The sequence below is a fragment of the Proteus sp. PR00224 genome (genome assembly GCF_016238105.1).
Classification (GTDB): domain Bacteria; phylum Pseudomonadota; class Gammaproteobacteria; order Enterobacterales; family Enterobacteriaceae; genus Proteus.
In genome coordinates, this window is record NZ_JAEHQU010000003.1 from 474,222 (window position 1) to 489,228 (window position 15,007).

Below are 15,007 nucleotides of genomic sequence, written 5' to 3' on the forward strand. Positions count from 1 at the left end.
AAGATGACACCACTATGGCTATGCCTTATTGCCAGCTTACTGATAACAACAGCAGAAGCGAGTGATGTAAAACAAGATAAAAACATGCATCAGCGATTTGGGGTACTTAATCTTTCAGGCTCGATCTTAGAACCATCTTGCACGATTGCAGCAGGAAGTGGAGAACAAGTTATTCCACTGACAACGGTTTCTATTCCAATGCTAGTGACTGAAGGGCAAGGACCTATTGAGTATTTTTCTATCAGATTAACGGAATGTACGCTAATTGAACAAAAAGGTCAGGAAGCGGACAACCCTCGTTTTATTGCAACGTTTGAAGGTCCCTCTAACGAGAATGGTAATTTTGCACTTTCTGGTGAAGCGAGAGGCGCGTCATTAGCGATAGCTGATCGTTACGGTAGGCGAGCCATCCCCGGTAAGCCATTACCCCCAGTAGGTATTGACTCCAAATCAATGGCGTTACTTTACCAAGCGCGAATAGTCAAAAATAACGAAATACCAAAAGCTGGAAATTACCGAACAACGCTGCGATTTAAGCTGGAATACTATTAAATGGATCGGGTTGGATAACTTATGGTTAGAACATTCAAAACCGTTGGTTTAGGGACGGAAAAAAAGAAAAAACAACATACTATTCGGCCTGTTGCTGTACTGATCTATTTAATTCTTACTGGCGCTTCCAGTATTTCAAGTTCAGCTTTAGCAAATAGTGATATTGAATTTAATGCCGATATTTTAGATCTAAAAGATAAGCAAAATATCGACTTATCAGATTTCTCTCGTGCTGGCTATATTATGCCCGGCCGATATGAGTTTGTTGTTCGTGTGAATAATAATGAACTCCCTGAACTCTACAATATTAGCTATGTTGTACCAGCCAATGATCCTAAAGGTAGCGAAGCTTGCTTACCGCCAGAATTGATTCATCAAATAGGGCTCAAACCTGAATGGGCTGAAAAAGTTAAATATCAAGATAACGGAAGCTGTCTTGATATCTCTTCTATTCCCGGAATGACGGTAAATGCAAGTCTGGGAAATGGCAATCTTATTCTTACTATTCCTCAAGCGTATCTTGAATATTCAGCGCCAAACTGGGATCCACCTTCTCGTTGGGATCACGGTATCTCAGGTGTGCTTTTTGACTATAACGTCAATGCTAACGTGACAGATCCTGCTAAAGGAAAACAGCGTCAACAAGTTACAGGCTTAGGAACCGTGGGAGCGAACCTTGGTGTTTGGCGTTTCCGTGCCGATTGGCAAGCAAGTTACCAGCATACAACAGGTCTTCCTGATAGTACTGAAAATAGTTGGAAATGGAACCAGCTTTATCTTTATAGAGCCATCACGCAATTAGGGGCTCGTCTTGTGATGGGGGAAACTTACTCTCGTTCTGACATTTTCGATAACTTCCGTTTTACTGGGGTTAACTTGTCTACGGATGACAATATGCTGCCACCTAACTTAAGGGGATATGCCCCTGAAGTAACGGGTGTGGCAAAAACGAATGCGAAAGTGACGATTAGCCAGCAAGGCCGTGTGATCTATGAAACTCAGGTTGCTCCAGGACCGTTTCGCATTCAAGACATCAATGATGCAGTGAGTGGTAAATTAGATGTACGTGTTGAAGAACAAGATGGATCTGTTCAAGAATTCCAAATGGATACGGCAAGTATTCCTTATTTAACACGCCCCGGCCGAGTGCAATATAAATTATCTGCGGGTAAACCGTCGGATATGAACCGTAATACTGAAGGCCCTATTTTTGGTATGGGTGAATTCTCATGGGGGATCAGTAACGGTTGGTCACTTTATGGCGGTTCATTAGTATCGGGCGATTATAACTCGGTTTCTGCGGGTATTGGTCGTGACCTAATGGCACTGGGTGCTATCTCTTTTGATGCGACACATTCTTGGGCAAAAATTCCAAGTGATGACAAGCGTTATCATGGGGGCTCTTATCGCGTCAGTTACTCAAAACGTTTTGAACAAATAAATAGCCAAGTGACATTCGCAGGCTATCGCTTCTCTGAACGTGACTTTATGAGTATGAACCAATATTTAGATCGCCGTTATCGTGGTGGTGAAGAAGATAATAATAAAGAGCTTTATACCATTATGTTTAGTAAGCAGTTCCCTGAATGGGGATTGAGTGCTTACTTAAACTATAGCCATCAGACTTATTGGAATAAGCCTAATAACGATAACTATAACTTGTCATTAGCCAAAACGATGGATATTGGTAGCTTTAAAAATATCAACCTCAGTCTGTCGGCGTTTCGCAATAAATTCAATGGCACCAATGATAATGGCGTTTATATGAATGTCAGTATGCCTTGGAGCGATCGCGCAACTATTAGCTACAACACGGTGATTAATAAACACGGTAATTCACATAATGTCAGCTATTACGATCGTATTGATGACAATAGTAGCTATCGAGTTGGTGCTGGTTTAAGCAGTAACGGTAAACCATCCGCAGATGCCTATCTCATGCATTACGCTGATGCTGCATTGGTCACTGCTAGTGCGAGCCATATTAATGGTGAATACACATCAGCCACATTATCACTACAAGGTGGGGCAACATTAACACCAAAAGGTGGTGCATTACACCGAACAAGTCGTACGGGTAGTACTCGTTTACTTGTTGATACAGATGGTATTTCAGATGTTCCAGTGAAAAGCATCGGCGCTATTACGCGTACCAATGCTTTTGGTAAAGCAGTACTGCCTGATATCAATGATTATTATCGCAGTAGTGCCAGCATCGACCTTGATCAGATGCCAGATAACGCTGAAGCATTACGCTCAATTCAACAGCTAACCCTAACAGAAGGCGCAATAGGCTACCGCCACTTTGATGTGGTCTCGGGGCAAAAAGCCATGGCTGTCATTCGCTTACAAGATGGAACTTATCCACCATTTGGTGCCAGTGTCACAACCGAGAAGGGGCGTGAGCTTGGTATTGTCAATGATGGTGGGAATGTCTATCTGACGGGGATTAACAGTGATGATCTATTGAGTGTTCGTTGGAATGGTCAAGAGCAGTGCAAAGTCCGTATTCCAACATTAGTTGAAGGATTATTTATGTCTTCATTATTACTGACTTGTAGTGATGGTGACGCAACACCTTCAACAATCAATCAAAGAACAGAGCCCTTACCTAAACCTCAACTAATCACGCAATAAGGTTAGGAAAAAAGGGAAAGATAAAAATAATTTCAGATAAAAAGAGTAATTTAAAATGATGTTATCAAAGCGCTTATTCATTGTAACAACCACTTTATTGACTGGAATGGTCTTTACTAGCCAAGCTCTTGCTGCGATTGCTTTAGATAGAACGCGTGTCATTTTTAATGGTGCCGATAAGTCTATTAGCTTAAATGTCAGTAATCAGAATAAAGAGTTGCCTTATTTGGCTCAGGGCTGGATGGAAAATGAAAATGGAGAACGTATTGACAGCCCATTATTAGTTTTGCCTCCTATTCAGCGTATTGAGCCGGGCGATAAAAGCCAAGTAAAAGTGCAGTCATTACCTGATATTGCCAAATTACCACAAGATAGAGAAAGCGTTTTCTATTTTAACTTGCGTGAAATTCCACCACGTAGCGATAAACCTAATGTACTGCAAATTGCACTACAAACGCGCATTAAACTTTTTTATCGCCCAGCATCGATTTACGCCACACAAACGGATCTCACCCATCCTTGGCAGGAAAAAATCACCTTAATAAAGAAAGGTGATCGCTATGAAGTGAATAACCCAACACCTTATTACGTGACATTAGTGGATGGGTTAACAGGATTGCAAGGAAAAAGCCTAGATGGTTTTGAACCAATCATGATTGCCCCTAAAAGCACAGGAACGATAAATCTGCATACTTCTGCGTTTGGCTCATCACCTGTACTCAGTTACATCAATGATTACGGTGGACGACCACAGATGAAATTCACCTGTAATGGCAATGAATGCAAAGTTACAGAAACATCAGCAGGAAACTAAATAGGTCTATTTTATGAAAATGGAACAGCGGTTTAGCCCAAGCAAAGCAGTGTTGATTCTTATTTTGGCAACGTTTACTGGAGGCCTAAGTTTTACTGCTGTTGCGAATTTACCCGCTAGAGCGGTGAAAGATGTTATTCCAGGAATTGTTTATATCAATATTTCAGGGAATGTCATTGCGCCACCGCCTTGCTTAATTAATGACGGCAAAATGATCGAAGTTAATTTTGGTGAGGTGATGAGTACACGTATTGATGGTGTTCGTTATAAAGAGCCTGTCCACTACACCGCGACTTGCCAAAAAATGCCAACCAATGCCATGAAAGTTTATGTTACGGGTAGCGCAACAGGGTTCGATTCAAATGCGCTACAAACAAATATTACGGGATTAGGGGTGCGTATTCTGTATCAGGGAAACTTATTAGACTTAGGTAAGGCGGTGAATTTTACCTATCCCAACTTACCTGAATTAGAAGCTATTCCTGTTCGTGATCAGAATGAAACCTTAGTGGGTGGTGATTTTGTCGCAAGTGGCACACTGCATGTGGATTATCAGTAAGAGGTCAGAAGATGAATAAATTAAAGTACCTATGTCTGATCGCATTACTGAATTCTTATTCTGTTATGAGTGCAGACGCACCTAATATGAAATTATTTGGCACCTTATTAGTACCACCTCCTTGTGTCATTAGTAATAACGAACTGATTGATGTCTACTTTGGACACAACGTAGGTATTCACAAAGTAGATGGCATTAACTATACCGAATCGGTGAATTATCGATTGGTCTGTGATCCAAATTTAAAAGGTTGGGATTTAGGGCTTTCTATTATTGGTCCTAAAACACAGTTTGATGAAGCTGCGCTACAAACCAATATTCCAGATTTAGGCATTCATCTTACGCAAGATGGTAAGCCTTTTAAATTAAACGAGCGTATTGCGATATCACCCGATAATCCTCCCGTGATCCAAGCGGTGCCCGTTAAAAGACCGGGTAGCACTTTGCCTGAAGGTGCATTTGAAGTTTCGGCAACACTGCTTGCTGAATACCAATAGGAGCGTATTGATGAATATAAAAAGGTTATCGATCCCGTTCATATTGGGTCTTGCCACATTTACGGGATTAATATCAACCGCTTTCTCAGCGCCAGACAATATGCGTTTTCACGGCATATTAGTTGACGAGCCTTGTACCATAAAGCCTGGTGACGAAACCGTTGAATTAGATTTTGGCAATATACCAGACAAGAACCTTTATGCGTATCAAAGAACACCAAGCAAGTTGTTTCAAATACGCTTGTCTGAATGTGATTTAACGATTGGTAAAAGCGTCAAGATCACTTTCAAAGGGGATGAAAATCAAGCTATGGCAGGACAAGGTTTTTTAGCGATTAGCCCAAGCAGTCAAGCGGCGGGTATTGCTGTTGGACTGGAATCTGAAAATGGAAATGCGCTACCTGTTAATAAAGAAACAGACAAACTCTCGTTAAATGCGGATGACACGATTTTAAATTTTTATGCCTTTATTCAAGGGGAGCCAGATGCGATTGCTAACCAATCCATTAAACGCGGCCCATTTAGTGCAATCGCCACATTCCATTTGAATTATGACTAATTATTAGGGTTGAGGTTTTATATGTCCATATTAAAGCGATTTCCGGCTTTATGTATTGCAATAGGTTTGTTGTTTTCGGCACCCGCAATGGCATCTATCTTTTCTTATATTACTGAATCGACAGGAACACCCTCAAATGCAACCTATACCTATGTTATTCAGCGTTGGGATCCTGAAACGTCGGGAACATTAAATCCTTGTTATGGATGGTCTACTTGTTATGTAACGATTAACCATAAACATGATCTTGATGGGTCTGGTGGATCAGCTAAGCAACTTATCACAAGAATTGAGAAGTTGCGTACTTTGGCTGAAGTTAGAGAGGAAGTTTTAAGAAATATATCCTTTCCACTTGAAGGAAAGACAAATCACGTAGGGCCTGCTTTAAATTCTAATCAGGAATGTGTGGGATTATTTTATCAACCAAATTCAAGTGGAATATCACCGAGTGGACGTTTATTGCCGGGATCATTATGTGGTATCGCACCGCCACCTGTTGGTGCCTGCAAAATAACAGAAGGTGCTGTAAACCTTAATTATGGTGATATAGATGAATATAGTTTAGAAGGTGCTCAGCGTTATCAGAATATCAATGTTACTTGTAATTTAGCGATGAAAGTCATGGTTATTGCATCAGGTTCAGATAATGGGAGAGTGCCTTTACGTTCAGACAACAGTTTATATGCTGATTTATTTCTTGATGATTATCCAGGCGAGACCGGTAGCATAATTAATGTTCCAGCTGGCGGTTCAGTGCCTGTAAAAGTAAGTTCTACTTTACATACAAATGGTCGCGTTGCACCGGGCTATTTCTCTGGTTCAGGATCAATTATTTTAACGATGCCTTAATCATGATAATGGGTGAATATTATGATGAATTACGATTTTACAGATATTGATGTTAATGCGTTGGTTGGAAAACGTATTCAGAAAAAGCGTAAAGAATTAGGTTATACCGGTATGCAAATTGCTGAGAAAATTGGTGTAAGTCAACAGCAATTCTCTCGATATGAGCGCGGGATGAACAAGATAGATTTAAGTTATCTTGTTCTATTAGCCAACTATCTAAATACACCTATTTATTGGTTTTTTGAAGACTGTTTTATATCAAAATCGTCATCAGAAAATCAATGTACCGATAAACGAAGTAGCATCATTGCTGAAGCGATGCCTGATGTTTTTTTATACTAATGCATATCGCTAAAGGATACTCAAACTTGGTGTTTTAGAGCGTATGCTTTTTCTTTGATTGATTACCAAATTGGTAAGGCAGGGGAAACCCTGCCCTTTTTTTATGCTAAAAAAGCTAAGTACCGTTAGTCAAACTCGAGTTATTGATAGTGTGATCAGCAAAAAGGAAGGAACGGATAATCAATTTTTACTCTTTTATATAGAGAAGAAAATGGGGCATAAATATAAAATTGTCATTTTATGATGATGATAATTATCTAACACAGGTATTTTTCTTGAAATGTAGGATAAGAATACTCTTAAAGCGAGTATTTAGAGAATATCGATTTCTATTAGGTTGAAAATGTCTTTTTTTTATTTCATCGTGAAAAAGATAAATAAAGCTAACTTAATTTATTAAATAAAGATACTCTAATAATGATATTCTTATTAAGACGTTATTAGTTAAATAATTAAATAATGCTAATGTAATTCTCTATTTTTATTTAAATTATTAACTTGTTATTATTCAGTCTATAAAGGATTGTTTCCAATATATACCTTAAAACTTACTTCTTTAGATTAATTAACTATTCGAAAATGAGTTAAATCTATTCAGATAATATAAAATTATTCCTAATTTATCGTAAAAATAAAAAAACACCAATATTCTTATTGAAAAAAATTTGATAATTAAAAAACAAGTAATAACGGCTAATATTTATACGCATTATATGGGTAATGTTAAATTAATGAATTTGCAATGTAAATAAAATGTATTTTACTGTGTTTCTATTTGGATAAGAAAATGTGGATTCTATGGGGATTTAATAATATGAATAAGCTAATAATGAAATTAGTAGCAATACGTAAAATAGTCAAGGAAGCAATAAATAATTAATTTAACTTTTTGAAGCAGCTCTTAATAAATACATTAAAATTTTTACCCAAAAAAAAGCGTAATTATTCTCAATCAAATGATTAAATTTTTAGGTTTTTCTGAGAAAAAAATAGGCGTTACACGAATTTCTTTTTTGAATTATCAGTTAGTTAACTTATAAGGGTGTTCTTAATCAAAAAATGCAATTTGTACAAAAAACTCGCTTTATGACCTTAACTTCCTAAGTGAAAACACTTAAGTTCAAGTGTTAAATTATTATAAAAATACTCTATTCTTGATTAGTTTATTTATATAATAAATTGTAAATCAATTACTTATGATTTTTCTGCTCTTTTTATTTTGTTTATTGTAAATATACGTAACTATAAAAAATGTAACTATTAATTTTTATATTAAATACAAGTACTTATGTTTTTTTGGTGTTTTATTTTTAATGCTTATTTCAATTTTGGATTATCATTAAAGGAGTTATTTAATGTGGTTTATACATGGGATTAAATAATGATAATAAATAAATTAACAAATTCATTATTTTGATCTGCTTGCAAATCAATGAATTAAGTCTTGTTTGTTTCATTATGTAAAATTTTAGTTATATTGAGTTAAAATAAATAAATAAGAAAATGTTATTTAATTGACAATTAATCCTATTCGTAAAAAGACAATCAGATCTTTTCACTTTAAATTCCAAAATAGCAGAATTTAAATCTTGTATATCTCTTTTTAAGAGTGTCAATTTGGCTTTAAAGTCCATTTCCGTCATTTTCAAAAAGTAATATTTTGTATGAAAATGTAAAAAATACACCTAATATCAGTAAATTAATAAAAATAGACTTAATGAAATTGGGGTGGTTTGACTTAAATAAAACCAGAGAGAATAATATATCCAACTTGATACGCTTCCTTTATCTAATTTCATAATTAAATATGAAATTGGCTGGGTGAACTTTATCAAAATATAGAAACTTTATTTAGTGTGACATTCATTTAAGCAATTTGCTTATATTGAATTTTATTATTTTAAATATCTTCGTTCTTATATTTTCAGGAAACATAAAGATGAAATTAAATAAATTAGGTTTAGTTTTAGGTTTAGGCTTAACTGTTGCTGCTGGTTCTGCATTCGCGGCTGATCAAGGTCATGGTACTGTAGAATTTTGGGGTTCAATCATTGATGCTCCATGTTCAATTGATCCTAACTCAGGCGACCAACGTGTTCCACTAGGACAAGTTTCAGCAAATGCACTGAAAGATGGCGGCCGTAGTGTTTCTAATACTTTCAAAATTAAATTACTGCAATGCTCTACTGAAACTTATAAAACAGTTCAAACTACCTTCACTGGTGCTGAAGCAGCGGCTATTCTGCCAGGCTCTTTAGGCATCGAAGGTTTAGCGAAAAATGCAGCAGTTGTTATTACTGATGCTGGTGGTACACAAATTAAATTAGGTGAACCAACAAAAGCTCAAACTATTCGTGACGGTTCAAATGATCTGAACTTTGCTGCTTACTTACAAGGTTCTGCAACAGATGCAGCTGTACCTGGTGACTTTACTGCAATCGCTACTTTTGCATTGACTTACCAATAATAGATATCCTTTTAGGCCCTGTATAAGGATGTATAGGGCTTTATCTTTAGCTGTATTTTTATGGTTTATCTTATGGAGTAGAAAACAATGAATCGCAAGATGGTGCCACTATTATTACTTGTTACAACAGGACTATTTGTTAAGCCTGTAATGGCAGTGACCGATATAAAACAAGATGTAAAATCACATCAGCGATTCGGCGTGGTTAGTCTACAAGGTTCTATATTAGAGCCAACATGTACTATCTCGGCAGGAAGTCGAGAGCAAGTTATCTCTTTGAGTACCGTGTCTATTCCGACCTTAGCTGTTGAAGGCCAAGGACCTATTGAACATTTCTCTATTCGATTAACAGAATGTTCCCTTGTTGACCAAAAAGGTACACAAGCTGAACGTCCTCGTTTTATTGCTACTTTTGAAGGCCCTGCACAGAACGGATTATTCCAACTTTTCGGCGACGCCAAAGGTGCTTCGTTAGCTATTGCTGACCGTTACGGAAGATTGGCAACACCAGGGAAACCTTTACCTCCTGTGGATATCGATACTAAATCGTTGTCTTTGTTGTATCAAGCAAGGCTTGTTAAAAATAACGACATTCCACGAGCAGGTAATTATCAAGCAACCCTGCGTTTTAAACTCGAATATTATTAAATGGATTGGTTGGATTATTTATGGCTAAATCATTCAAAACTGCTTCAAGAAAAGCAGAAAAAAAGAGTAATCAGCATACAATTCGACCTGTAGCAGCACTGATCTATTTAATTATTGCTGGTATGGCGAGTGCCTCTAATATGGTATTTGCAGCCGGTGATATCGAGTTTAACTCTGATATTCTTGATCTAAAAGATAAACAAAATATTGATTTATCAGATTTTTCTCGTGCCGGCTATATTATGCCCGGTAAGTATGAATTTATTGTTAAAGTTAACAATAATGAATTACCTGATCTCTATACCATTAATTATATTGTCCCCGCAAATGATCCTAAAGCGAGTATTCCTTGTATTCCTCGTGAATTAGTCAATCAATTTACATTGAAACCTGAGTGGCTCAAAGCGGTAACTTGGAAAGATGATGGCTCCTGTCTTGACGAGTCATCGATACCAGGTATGACAACAAGTACTAACTTAGGTGCAGGTAGTTTTATTGTTACTATTCCTCAAGCCTATGTTGAGTATGCAACCGACGATTGGGATCCGCCATCTCGTTGGGATGAAGGTATTTCAGGGCTTATTTTTGACTATAACCTGAATGCTAATGTGACCGATCCTGCTAATGGTAAACAAAGACAACAAGTTACAGGTAGTGGTACTGCGGGTGCTAACTTAGGTGTGTGGCGTTTTCGTGCGGATTGGCAAGCAAACTATCAACACACAACAGGCATGAATGGCAGTACTGAGAATAATTGGGATTGGAGTCAATATTACCTTTATAGAGCAATAACCCAATGGGGTGCTCGCCTTGTTATGGGTGAGACTTATTCACGCTCTGACATTTTTGATAACTTCCGTTTTACGGGTATTAGTTTATTAACGGATGATCAGATGTTACCTCCTAATTTAAGAGGTTATGCACCTGAAGTCACTGGTGTTGCAAAGTCGAACGCAAAAGTGACGATTAGCCAGCAAGGTCGTGTCATTTACGAAACTCAGGTCGCGCCAGGACCTTTCCGTATACAAAATCTTAATGATGCGGTAAGTGGTAAGTTAGATATTCGTGTTGAAGAACAAGATGGCTCAGTACAAGAATATCAAATGGATACAGCAAGTATTCCTTATTTAACACGCCCAGGTCGAGTGCAATATAAGTTATCGGCAGGTAAACCTTCAGATATGGATCACAAGGCTGAAGGACCTGTATTTGCAATGGGCGAATTTTCATGGGGGGTAAGTAATGGTTGGTCTCTCTATGGCGGTTCATTAGTTGCGGGAGATTATAACTCTGTTTCTTTAGGTATTGGTCGTGACTTGATGGCTCTGGGGGCAATTTCGTTTGATGCCACACATTCATGGGCAAAAATTCCGAATGATGATAAGAATTATCATGGTGGTTCTTATCGAGTCAGTTACTCAAAACGTTTTGAGGCGATTAATGGTCAAGTAACGTTCGCAGGTTATCGTTTCTCTGAACGTGATTTTATGAGTATGGAGCAATATCTGGATCGTCGTTATCGTGATAACAATCGAGATAATAATAAAGAGCTTTATACCATAACATTAAGTAAGCAATTCCCAGATTTAGGCTTGAGTGCTTATCTTAACTATAACCATCAAACTTATTGGAATAAGCCTAATAACGATTATTACAACTTATCTTTATCTAAGTTTATGGACATTGGTAGTTTTAAAAATATCAATATCAATTTATCGGCTTACCGCAATAAATTTAAAGGCACGAATGATGATGGTATTTATCTAAATGTCAGCATGCCTTGGAGCGATAAAGCCACAATTAGCTATAACACCGTGATTAATAAGCATGGTAACTCTCATAATGTGAGCTATTTTGACCGCCTCGATGACAATAATAACTATCGCTTAGGTGCGGGGTTAAGTAGCCGTGGTCGTCCATCTGCTGATGCTTATTATACGCGTTATGGCGATACAGCATTGGTAACAGCGAGTGCGAGTCATATTCAAGGTGAAAATACCTCAGCATCACTTTCGCTACAAGGCGGAGCAACGTTAACACCTAAAGGCGGAGCATTCCATCGTACTGCAATGCCAGGAGCTGCGCGTTTATTGGTCGATACTAATGGTGTGGCTGATGTACCAATTAGAAGTTTAGGGGCTGTGAGCCATACTAACTATTTTGGTAAAGCGGTACTTCCAGATATCAATAATTACTATCGGAGTAGTGCAACAATTGATTTAGATAAATTACCTGATGATGTTGATGCAGTGCGTTCAATTCAACAATTAACCCTGACCGAAGGGGCGATAGGTTACCGTGAGTTTGACGTTATTTCAGGGCAAAAAGCGATGGCGATTGTCCGCATGAAAGACGGTAGTTATCCACCATTTGGCGCTAGCATTACCACAGAAAAAGGCCGAGAACTGGGCATCGTGAATGATAGCGGTAATGTTTATTTAAGTGGAATAAACTCTGGTGATATTTTAGATGTACGTTGGAGTGGTAAAAAACAGTGTGAAGTACAAGTACCTAAATTAGATGAAGGTATCTTTATTTCTTCACTATTATTAACGTGTGGGGACACTCCATCAATCTCTTATTCAGCACAAGAGAGAACCGAATCACCATCTCAGCCACAATTAGTCAAAACTGAAGGTTGAGAAGGGAAAAATTAAACGATTTTATAAACAAAAGAGTAATTAAAGATGATGTTATTAAAGCGCTCATTCATTGTAGCAACAACCTTATTGACAGGCATGGTATTTACTCAGCAAGCCATTGCTGCAATTGCATTGGATAGAACTCGTGTCATTTTTAATGGTACTGATAAATCAGTCAGCCTTAATGTCAGCAATCAAAATAAAGAATCGCCTTATTTAGCTCAAGGTTGGATGGAAGATGTGAATGGGCAAAAAGTAGAAAGCCCTTTAATCGTTCTACCGCCTATTCAACGTATTGAACCAGGTGATAAGAGCCAAATAAAAATACAGGCTTTACCCGATATTGCGAAATTACCGCAAGATAGAGAAAGCGTGTTTTATTTTAATTTACGTGAAATTCCACCACGTAGCGATAAGCCTAATGTACTGCAAATTGCATTACAAACACGCATTAAACTTTTTTATCGCCCTGCTGCGATTTATGCCACACAAACGGATTTAACTAATCCGTGGCAGGAAAAAATCACCTTAACGAAAAAAGGTGATACTTATCAGGTAAATAATCCAACCCCTTACTTTGTGACAATTGTCGATGGGTTAACTGGGTTAAAAGGTGAAAGTATTACTGGGTTTACGCCTTTAATGGTTGATCCAAAAAGTAGCGCAGATCTTAATTTGAAAGCTTCTACACTTGGTGTATCCCCTGTACTTAGTTATATCAATGATTACGGTGGACGCCCTCGTTTGAAATTTAGCTGTAGTGGCAATGAGTGCAAGGTTGTAGAAACAGCAATCGGAAATTAATAGGTTTATTTATGGATATGGAACAGCGGTTTAACACAAGCAAAGCAGTGTTGATTTTATTAATGACAACATTTACTGGTGTCCTGAGTTCAGCTGCTGTTGCAAATACACCACCTACAGCGAGAGCGGGTAGCACTATACCTGGGATTGTATATGTCTATATCTCGGGTAATGTTATCGCTCCACCTCCTTGCGTTATCAATGGAGGAAAAACGATTGAGGTTGATTTTGGTGAAGTCATGAGTACGCGTATTGATGGTGTTAATTACAAAAAGCCTATTACCTATAGTGCTGAATGTAGAAAAATGCCAACAAATACAATGAAAGTCTCTATTTCTGGAAATGGTACTGGGTTTGATTCAAATGCTTTGACCACAAATATTACAGGATTAGGGGTACGTATTCTTTACCAAAATAAATTATTAAGATTGGGGCAAGAAGTGAATTTCACTTATCCTAACTTTCCTCAATTTGAGGCAATTCCTGTTCGTGATTATTCTGCATCATTAACTGGAGGTGATTTTTACGCTACTGCAACGCTTCGAGTAGAATATCAGTAAGGAGTCAGTACATGCTTATTAATTTAAAAAAGGTTTGTCTGACAACATTACTCGTCATGTCGCCTTTATTTGTCAGTGCGGATGAACCGAATATGAAATTATTTGGAACATTATTAATTCCGCCTCCTTGTGTGATCGAAAATAATAACTTAATTGAAGTTTATTTTGGCCATAACGTTGGTATTCATAGAGTTGATGGCATTAATTACACCCAACCCGTGAATTACAAATTAAAGTGCGATCCCAATATTAAAGGGTGGGATCTGGGGCTTTCTATTATTGGCCCTAAAAGCCAGTTTGATGATGCAGGATTACAAACTAATATTGCCGATTTAGCGATTCATATGACTCGCAATGGTGAGCCTTTTATTTTAAATGAGCGATTTGTTATCTCACCAGATAAGCCACCTATTATTCAAGCTGTACCGGTAAAAAGACCAGGAAGTACTTTAGTAGAAGGCCCATTTGAAGTAACAGCAACGTTGCTCGCAGAATATCAATAGGAGTGTGAAAATGAAGCTTAAAACATTGCCGCTTCCTGTTATTTGCGGGCTTACGCTTCTAATAGGAATATTTACAGCTGCCAATGCAGCACCGAATAATATGCGACTTTATGGCACATTAGTTGATGAACCTTGTGTGATTAAACCGGGGGATGAAACCATTTCTCTAGAATTTGGTAATGTGCCTGATAAAACGTTTTATATTGGCGCAGGTAGAACAAATAGCCAAAATTTTCAAATTCATTTATCAGAATGTGACCTTTCTATTAATAAAAGGGTGAGAGTGACATTTAGTGGTACTGAAAATCAGGCAATGGTTGGGCAAGGTTTTCTTGCATTAAGTACAGGAAGTCAAGCTGAAGGTATTGCCATAGGGTTAGAAAACTCTGATGGCAGTCCACTGCGGATTAATCAGGAAACAAGCAATATTGCCTTAAATTCAGGAGATTCTATTTTAAGGTTCCGAGCTTTTATACAAGCCGAGCCTAATGCTATTGCTAATGAATCAATAAAACGAGGTCGTTTTAGTGCTATAGCCACATTCCACCTGAATTATGATTAATTATTAAGATTG

At 37.6% G+C, this 15,007-nt stretch carries 15 protein-coding genes; all 15 read left to right on the forward strand.

From position 1 onward, the window contains the following. Nucleotides 1-3: 3 nt before the first annotated feature. The gene (locus JEP71_RS08065) at nucleotides 4-552 is read left to right on the forward strand and encodes a fimbrial protein (protein ID WP_160230858.1); all 549 of its coding nucleotides are present in this window, start codon (nucleotides 4-6) and stop codon (nucleotides 550-552) included. 21 nt (nucleotides 553-573) lie between these two features. Beyond that, on the forward strand, nucleotides 574-3,189 hold the full coding sequence (locus JEP71_RS08070; RefSeq protein WP_196532221.1) for an outer membrane usher protein: 2,616 nt from the start codon (nucleotides 574-576) through the stop codon (nucleotides 3,187-3,189). A 55-nt stretch (nucleotides 3,190-3,244) separates the two neighbouring features. Continuing rightward, on the forward strand, nucleotides 3,245-4,003 hold the full coding sequence (locus tag JEP71_RS08075; RefSeq protein WP_198619432.1) for a fimbria/pilus periplasmic chaperone: 759 nt from the start codon (nucleotides 3,245-3,247) through the stop codon (nucleotides 4,001-4,003). Nucleotides 4,004-4,016: 13 nt separating this feature from the next. Next, nucleotides 4,017-4,562 carry a fimbrial protein gene (locus JEP71_RS08080; RefSeq protein WP_196532219.1) on the forward strand — a complete coding sequence of 182 codons (546 nt, stop codon included), beginning with the start codon at nucleotides 4,017-4,019 and terminating at the stop codon, nucleotides 4,560-4,562. A gap of 11 nt (nucleotides 4,563-4,573) precedes the next feature. After that, a complete protein-coding gene (locus JEP71_RS08085) occupies nucleotides 4,574-5,059 on the forward strand; it encodes a fimbrial protein (protein WP_109373864.1) in 486 nt (161 codons plus the stop codon). A 10-nt stretch (nucleotides 5,060-5,069) separates the two neighbouring features. Continuing rightward, nucleotides 5,070-5,618, forward strand: coding sequence for a fimbrial protein (locus JEP71_RS08090; protein WP_198619433.1), 549 nt, complete (start codon nucleotides 5,070-5,072; stop codon nucleotides 5,616-5,618). A 21-nt stretch (nucleotides 5,619-5,639) separates the two neighbouring features. After that, entirely contained in the window at nucleotides 5,640-6,467 is an 828-nt protein-coding gene (locus JEP71_RS08095) for an MrpH family fimbial adhesin (RefSeq protein ID WP_098943998.1), read from the forward strand. A 21-nt stretch (nucleotides 6,468-6,488) separates the two neighbouring features. Continuing rightward, nucleotides 6,489-6,809: a helix-turn-helix domain-containing protein gene (locus tag JEP71_RS08100; protein WP_109373866.1), complete on the forward strand. Its 321-nt coding sequence runs from the start codon at nucleotides 6,489-6,491 to the stop codon at nucleotides 6,807-6,809. 1,939 nt (nucleotides 6,810-8,748) lie between these two features. Beyond that, nucleotides 8,749-9,276 (forward strand): fimbrial protein, encoded by a 528-nt coding sequence (locus JEP71_RS08105; protein WP_109373867.1) that lies wholly within the window; start codon nucleotides 8,749-8,751, stop codon nucleotides 9,274-9,276. An 87-nt stretch (nucleotides 9,277-9,363) separates the two neighbouring features. Then, nucleotides 9,364-9,924 carry a fimbrial protein gene (locus tag JEP71_RS08110; protein WP_109373868.1) on the forward strand — a complete coding sequence of 187 codons (561 nt, stop codon included), beginning with the start codon at nucleotides 9,364-9,366 and terminating at the stop codon, nucleotides 9,922-9,924. A 20-nt stretch (nucleotides 9,925-9,944) separates the two neighbouring features. Then, entirely contained in the window at nucleotides 9,945-12,566 is a 2,622-nt protein-coding gene (locus tag JEP71_RS08115) for an outer membrane usher protein (protein ID WP_198619434.1), read from the forward strand. A 45-nt stretch (nucleotides 12,567-12,611) separates the two neighbouring features. After that, complete coding sequence (locus tag JEP71_RS08120; RefSeq protein WP_198619435.1) at nucleotides 12,612-13,370, forward strand: fimbria/pilus periplasmic chaperone; 759 nt, start codon at nucleotides 12,612-12,614, stop codon at nucleotides 13,368-13,370. A gap of 11 nt (nucleotides 13,371-13,381) precedes the next feature. Continuing rightward, nucleotides 13,382-13,930 (forward strand): fimbrial protein, encoded by a 549-nt coding sequence (locus JEP71_RS08125; RefSeq protein ID WP_109373871.1) that lies wholly within the window; start codon nucleotides 13,382-13,384, stop codon nucleotides 13,928-13,930. Nucleotides 13,931-13,986: 56 nt separating this feature from the next. Beyond that, a complete protein-coding gene (locus JEP71_RS08130; RefSeq protein WP_406588704.1) occupies nucleotides 13,987-14,433 on the forward strand; it encodes a fimbrial protein in 447 nt (148 codons plus the stop codon). A 10-nt stretch (nucleotides 14,434-14,443) separates the two neighbouring features. Then, the gene (locus JEP71_RS08135; protein WP_196532213.1) at nucleotides 14,444-14,995 is read left to right on the forward strand and encodes a fimbrial protein; all 552 of its coding nucleotides are present in this window, start codon (nucleotides 14,444-14,446) and stop codon (nucleotides 14,993-14,995) included. Nucleotides 14,996-15,007: the final 12 nt, after the last annotated feature.

Coding starts and splice junctions, on each gene's coding strand:
- JEP71_RS08125 (WP_109373871.1), top strand. CDS start 13,382: ATGGATATGGAACAGCGGTTTAACACAAGCAAAGCAGTGTTGATTTTA.
- JEP71_RS08075 (WP_198619432.1), top strand. CDS start 3,245: ATGATGTTATCAAAGCGCTTATTCATTGTAACAACCACTTTATTGACT.
- JEP71_RS08120 (WP_198619435.1), top strand. CDS start 12,612: ATGATGTTATTAAAGCGCTCATTCATTGTAGCAACAACCTTATTGACA.
- JEP71_RS08095 (WP_098943998.1), top strand. CDS start 5,640: ATGTCCATATTAAAGCGATTTCCGGCTTTATGTATTGCAATAGGTTTG.
- JEP71_RS08085 (WP_109373864.1), top strand. CDS start 4,574: ATGAATAAATTAAAGTACCTATGTCTGATCGCATTACTGAATTCTTAT.
- JEP71_RS08090 (WP_198619433.1), top strand. CDS start 5,070: ATGAATATAAAAAGGTTATCGATCCCGTTCATATTGGGTCTTGCCACA.
- JEP71_RS08070 (WP_196532221.1), top strand. CDS start 574: ATGGTTAGAACATTCAAAACCGTTGGTTTAGGGACGGAAAAAAAGAAA.
- JEP71_RS08080 (WP_196532219.1), top strand. CDS start 4,017: ATGAAAATGGAACAGCGGTTTAGCCCAAGCAAAGCAGTGTTGATTCTT.
- JEP71_RS08130 (WP_406588704.1), top strand. CDS start 13,987: ATGTCGCCTTTATTTGTCAGTGCGGATGAACCGAATATGAAATTATTT.
- JEP71_RS08135 (WP_196532213.1), top strand. CDS start 14,444: ATGAAGCTTAAAACATTGCCGCTTCCTGTTATTTGCGGGCTTACGCTT.
- JEP71_RS08110 (WP_109373868.1), top strand. CDS start 9,364: ATGAATCGCAAGATGGTGCCACTATTATTACTTGTTACAACAGGACTA.
- JEP71_RS08115 (WP_198619434.1), top strand. CDS start 9,945: ATGGCTAAATCATTCAAAACTGCTTCAAGAAAAGCAGAAAAAAAGAGT.
- JEP71_RS08065 (WP_160230858.1), top strand. CDS start 4: ATGACACCACTATGGCTATGCCTTATTGCCAGCTTACTGATAACAACA.
- JEP71_RS08100 (WP_109373866.1), top strand. CDS start 6,489: ATGATGAATTACGATTTTACAGATATTGATGTTAATGCGTTGGTTGGA.
- JEP71_RS08105 (WP_109373867.1), top strand. CDS start 8,749: ATGAAATTAAATAAATTAGGTTTAGTTTTAGGTTTAGGCTTAACTGTT.